We start from the raw sequence: 3,120 nt of genomic DNA on the forward strand, positions 1-3,120 counted from the left end.
CAGCAGGGCGAGCTGCCGCTTGAGCCTTTCCTTGGGCAAAGCGGCCTGCACCGTGCGCCCAAAGCAGAGCCGCACCACGACCAGGTGCATGGCCGTGACGGTGAGCGCGGCCACACCGGCGGCGGCAAACCAGAACAGGCCCTGGAACTGGTCCTGCAGTTGCACGGGCAGCATGCCGAAAGCCGTCAGGTTGGACGACTTGCTGGTCAACAGCATCGGTGAGAAGAGCATGGCGCCTGAGAACGTGGCGGCCATCAGCGCCGTGGCGGACTTGCTGTGCGCCGGCAGGTTCAGGCCTTCGATCATGTCGCGGTAAAACGGCAGGACCAGCGACAGCCGCGCGTTGCCGGAGGGCATGATGGGCGACAGCAGGTAACCCGACAGCAGCAGCGCCGCCTGGTGCCAGAACGGCGTGTCGGGCAGGCGTATCAGCAACCACAGCATGAAGCGATAGCTGAGGCCCGAAGCGGAAATCACCGCGGCCAGCGCATACACGCCGACCAGCGTGGTGAGCGTTCTTGATGAGAAACCGGCCAGCGCGACTTCGTAGGGCACAAGACCGACGATGAGCACCGCGCTAATGGCCACCAGCGGCGGCACAAACTCATCGGCCAGGTTGAACAGCCACATCAGCACCGTGGCCGACAAAATGGCCAGGAACAGCGAAGCCTCTACGACCAGCCCGGCCGAACCGGAAAGAAAATAAATCGCGGGCGGCACCAGCACGACGCCCAACCACCCCACCAGCTCGCGCCGGGAAATGGGTTTGGCCGGTTTTTTGGCGGCAGGCTTGCCGGAGGCCGGCGCAAAGGATTCACCGCCCACATAACCCATCAGCGCCAACCACGCCTTGTTGCGCAAGGCGGGCGATTTTGCCGCCAGCTCCGCCAGGGCTTCGCGGGGAACCTGCACTGCCCTGACCGGCGTGGCGGCTGTGACGCTGCACAGGTAGCTGGCCGTGTCGCAGGCGGCCTCTTCACCGCAGCGCGTGCCCGGCAGCGCCACTGTGCGGCCGCCCGGCGTGGCGAGCTGCAGTTCACCGGTTTCAATCACGTACAGAAACTGGGCCGGCGCGCCTTTTTCACACAGCGTTTCGCCGGCGGCAAATTCAAGCGTGTGCAGGCTTCCCAGCAGGCGGGCAAGCTGGCTGCCTGAAAGATCGGCGAACAGCGGGTCGCCGCGCAAAAGCGCCAGGATGTCTGCGTCGGGTATGGCTGCGGAATGGGACATGGCTTCCCTGGACCTACAGCAAAGCGGCGGTTTGATTCCGCAGGAGCGTCAGCATGGGTCCTCCTCCTTGAGCTATTGCTATTTTATTGATAGCTGCTTGCGCCCGTCTCGACTGGCCTGCAGCTGTTTTTTTTCCATTAAATCATCGATTCCCTCAAAAAGGGGGGCCGGAAAACCCTAGGGTGCCGCGGCACGCCGCTCAACCGGTGCAACAGGACGGCACGCGACCTTCTTCAGTTCAGGCTTAAAAATCCCCGGTTCCGCCGCTGGCCAGGCTCTCGAACTTGGTGATGCGGTTAAGGAACGCCAGTTTCACCGTGCCCGTGGGGCCGTTACGCTGCTTGCTGATGATGACCTCGGCGACACCCGGCTCCTTGCAGGCTTCCTTGGTGTAGTACTCGTCGCGGTAGATGAACATGATGATGTCGGCGTCCTGCTCGATGGCGCCGGATTCGCGCAGGTCACTCATCATGGGGCGCTTGTCGGTGCGGGACTCGACGCCGCGGCTGAGCTGCGACAGCGCGATCACGGGGCACTGCAGCTCTTTGGCCAGCATTTTCAGGCCGCGTGAAATTTCGCCGACGGCGGTGGCGCGGTTCTCGTCGGCCATGCCGCCGGACACACTCATCAGCTGCAAATAGTCGACCACGATCAGGCCGAGCTTGCCGCACTGGCGGGCCAGGCGGCGGGCGTTGGCGCGCAGCTCACTCACGGTGAGGCCGGGGGTTTCGTCGATGTGCAACGAAACCGTACGCAGCTTTTCAATGGCTTCGGTCAGGCGCGGCCACTCTTCGTCGGTCAATGCGCCGGTGCGCAGATGGGTCTGGTCGATGCGGCCGATGGAGCCGACGATACGCACGGCAAGCTGCGAGGCGCCCATTTCCATGGAGAACACGGCAACGGGCAGGCCTTCAAGCAGGGCGACGTTTTCGGCAATGTTGATGGCGAGCGCCGTCTTGCCCATGGAAGGGCGCGCCGCCAGGATGATCAGGTCACCTGCCTGAAAGCCGGACGTCATGCGGTCCAGGTCATAAAACCCCGTGGGCACGCCCGTGACGTCCTGTGGGTTCTCCGCCATTTCCGTGACGCGGTCGAGCAGGCTGACGACCAGCGTGTCCATGCTCTGGAAGCCTTCCTTCATGCGGGAGCCCTGCTCACCGATCTTGAAAATCTTCTGCTCGGCCTCGTCAAGGATGGTGGCGACGTCTTTCCCCTGCGGGTTAAAGGCGTTGGTGGATATTTCGTCGGACGCGGACACCAGCTTGCGCAGGATGGAGCGCTCGCGCACGATCTCGGCATAGCGGCGGATGTTGGCGGCGCTGGGAACGTATTGCGCGAGCGAGTTAAGGTAACTGAGCCCTCCCACGTCATCTGCCTTGCCCTGGTTCTGCAGGTACTCGTAGACCGTGATGATGTCGGCCGGCTTGGAGGCGTTGATCAGCGCACCGACGGCGGCGTAAATCAGCTTGTGTTCGGCACGGTAGAAGTCCTGGTCCACCAGCAGGTCACCCACGCGGTCCCACGCGCCGTTGTCGAGCAGCAGGCCGCCCAGGACGCTGGATTCGCCCTCGATGGAGTGCGGCGGAATACGCAGCTGTGCGATCTGGCGGTCGGGGCTGTAACCGGGATCGTCATAGTTGGAAAGTACGGCGGACATGGGTTTCCTTGAGAGACTGAAATACTAAGCCCGCTACGAAAAACCGCTGTGGACAAAGTTGTGAATAAGCGTTGGAAATTCGGTGTAATTGCGCCCGGAACTTGTGCACAGGGGCCCGATGCGGCCAGCCATGAAAAAAGCCGCTCGGCGAGCGGCTTTTTTGCAGAGGGAGAAACGCTTACGCGGTTTCGCCGTACACCGTGACGGTGATGTCCACTGCCACGTCCGTGTGC

At 62.8% G+C, this 3,120-nt stretch carries 2 protein-coding genes; both read right to left on the reverse strand.

Annotation, left to right across the window (positions count from 1 at the left end; genetic code table 11):
• Positions 1–1,230, reverse strand: a 1,230-nt coding sequence (locus AC1D0Z_RS18520) for a cyclic nucleotide-binding domain-containing protein (RefSeq protein ID WP_477659662.1), incomplete at its 3' end; no start/stop codon positions are given.
• A gap of 244 nt (positions 1,231–1,474) precedes the next feature.
• Positions 1,475–2,887 (reverse strand): replicative DNA helicase, encoded by a 1,413-nt coding sequence (gene dnaB, locus AC1D0Z_RS18525; protein WP_477659663.1) that lies wholly within the window; start codon positions 2,885–2,887, stop codon positions 1,475–1,477.
• Between the last annotated feature and the right edge of the window lie 233 nt (positions 2,888–3,120).

The sequence above is a fragment of the Polaromonas sp. P1_E3 genome, from assembly GCF_056405935.1.

Bases quoted from the DNA above. Each gene is read 5' to 3' on its own strand.
- dnaB (WP_477659663.1), bottom strand. From the start codon at position 2,887: ATGTCCGCCGTACTTTCCAACTATGACGATCCCGGTTACAGCCCCGAC.